The following is a 2,242-nucleotide window of genomic DNA, read 5'->3' as shown; positions in this document are numbered from 1 at the left end:
GTAGCTAAGCCCATTCGCGCTGATGGTACTGCAACTTGGTGGTTGTGGGAGAGTAAGTGACTGCCGCAATGTTTTTTAAGGTGATGGCCTCGTCCAGTGTTTGGGCGGGGCCATCACTGTATTCACGGATGGGGTGTGTTGTCCGTGCTTATTGCTACCTGGCGGGGGCCCCGCAACCTCGCGCGGGGTTGCTGCGCCCCCGCCAGGTAGCAAATGGCCTAGTCCGACTCCCTCTGAGAGTCGGACGAGGCCATTCGTGTATTCTCCGGCCGGTCACCGGCGACTATGAGTGGTGTTCTCACTGACGCGCAGAGTCTGTATGGAGTCCATCCGGACAGGAGCCGGCCACCCATTCGCCCGGAATGGGCATTGCCGGTGGATCTAATGACGCGTATTCTAGTCGTTAATTGACTATGTGGTGACTATTGCACTCATAAGGAGTTCAAATGGGCGTTACTCGTCAAGTGGATCGCCGCCTTGCCGAGATCGGATCCTCGATTCGTCGGTGGCGACTCATGCAATCGCTCAAGGCAGTCGAAGTCGCAGAGCGGGCCGGCATCTCTCGATCGACGCTCCAGAAAGTCGAACGTGGTGACGCAGGCGTATCAATCGGGGCAGTGATGTCGGTTATGCAGGCACTGGGGCAGCTCGACCATGTGTCCGCCGCATTTGATCCTCTGAGTACCGATGTCGGCCGATTGCGTTCCGCTGAAACACTTCCAAACAGGGTTCGTCGATGAGTGAGCAGATCCGGGTTGAGATGGACCATGGCGGAAAGGCGGTATTCGTCGGCACCACGTACTTCCACATCGCACGGGGGCAGATCTCGACGACGTTCAAATATTCCGATGAGTACGCTAGGACTCGATGGGCCTATTCGATCGACCCTGAGCTCCCGCTGTCGACAGCCCCATTCAGCGTACCTGGTCTGCCGGGAGCATTCGCCGGCTGCTCTCGTGACCGGTGGGGTCGTAACCTCGTTGCGAAGGAGCATCGGCGGCAGGTCGCCGACGGCGTCGTCCGTGACCGCCGTCTGACAGACATCGACTTCCTGCTCGGAGTCAGCGACCGCACCCGGCAAGGGGCTCTGCGATTTCGTCGTGCGGCTGGCGAAGACTTCCTCAGCCCGACGAACCGTGTACCGAAGCTGCTCTCCCTGCCGGAGCTGCAGCGGGCTGCCGATGGGGCCGCAGAAGGGTCGGGCGCCGCTGTGAAGCGGCTTCTCGACGCTGGGACAGGGTCTCTGGGAGGGGCGCGTCCCAAAGCATCTGTGGCGGACGATGAGAGACGACTGTTGATCGCGAAGTTCTCCCGGCCCGGAGACGATCGAGACGTCATTGCATGGGAGAGCCTGGCACTCGAACTTGCCCGTAGGGCCGGAATCGGCACTTCTGAATCTCGGTTGCTGAGCATCGACGGGAGATCCGTGCTTCTTCTGCAGAGGTTCGATCGTACGGCCGACCGTCGGATCGGATATATGAGTGCGATGACAGCAACCGGGCGTCGGGACGGAGAAGCCGGTGACTATCTCGATGTCGTCGAAGCAATCGAAGATCACAGCCGGCGCTGGCGCAGCGACTGTGCGGAACTGTTTCGCCGAGTGGCATTCTCAGTTGCTTTGCACAATACGGACGATCACATGCGAAACCATGGCTTCATACGGGCGGACGCGGGATGGCAGCTGAGCCCAGCTTTTGACATCAATCCGGAACCGGAGCCCGCGGTCGAACGCCACACCGCGATCAACGGCGTCGTGTCCGCGGAGGTTGAAGCCGAGGCGCTGCTCGAATTCGCCTCTCTCTGCCATCTGACGAAGCCGACTGCTGTGACTCTCCTCAATGAGGTCGTGAGCGCAGTCGAAGGGTGGAGATCGCAGGCTGTCGAACGCGGGATCCGACAGGCAGAGATCACTGAGATGGGGACTGTCATCGACCGCAGCTCGCCCGCCTGGGCGAAGTTATCCGACTGGGCCGCTGAATCGCGCGATATTCGGTCTTGGTTGTTGCGCGGACTGATGCGCAGCCCGCCGCTCCGCAAGGGGCATCATTGTGCCCTGCGGACTGTGTGGTGGGTGTCACGTGGAGAAAGCCGGTTTTGGATTTGCACGCCGCCTCCGGGGTGGTCTAGAGTTATATCTCGTTGCCCCGCCGGAAACGAGGTTCACGGAACACCGTTTCTACCGGGTCTGACCAGGACAAACACAGTTTGATCCAAGGGTTCAGGCGATCGGGTGGGTAACCAA

2 protein-coding genes are annotated in these 2,242 nt (G+C 60.3%); both read left to right on the top strand.

The window, feature by feature from the left end:
- The first annotated feature begins 446 nt into the window (after positions 1 to 446).
- Positions 447 to 740 carry a helix-turn-helix domain-containing protein gene (locus tag BLIN9172_RS17655; RefSeq protein WP_025780997.1) on the top strand — a complete coding sequence of 98 codons (294 nt, stop codon included), beginning with the start codon at positions 447 to 449 and terminating at the stop codon, positions 738 to 740.
- The gene (locus BLIN9172_RS18945) at positions 737 to 2,209 is read left to right on the top strand and encodes a type II toxin-antitoxin system HipA family toxin (RefSeq protein ID WP_101556171.1); all 1,473 of its coding nucleotides are present in this window, start codon (positions 737 to 739) and stop codon (positions 2,207 to 2,209) included. Before BLIN9172_RS17655 ends, BLIN9172_RS18945 begins: the two co-directional genes overlap by 4 nt.
- Positions 2,210 to 2,242: the final 33 nt, after the last annotated feature.

Source organism: Brevibacterium linens ATCC 9172, from assembly GCF_900169165.1.
Taxonomy (GTDB): Bacteria; Actinomycetota; Actinomycetes; order Actinomycetales; family Brevibacteriaceae; genus Brevibacterium; species Brevibacterium linens.
The sequence above is the reverse complement of the archived record's forward strand: the minus strand, read 5'-3'. Positions and strand labels throughout refer to the sequence as shown.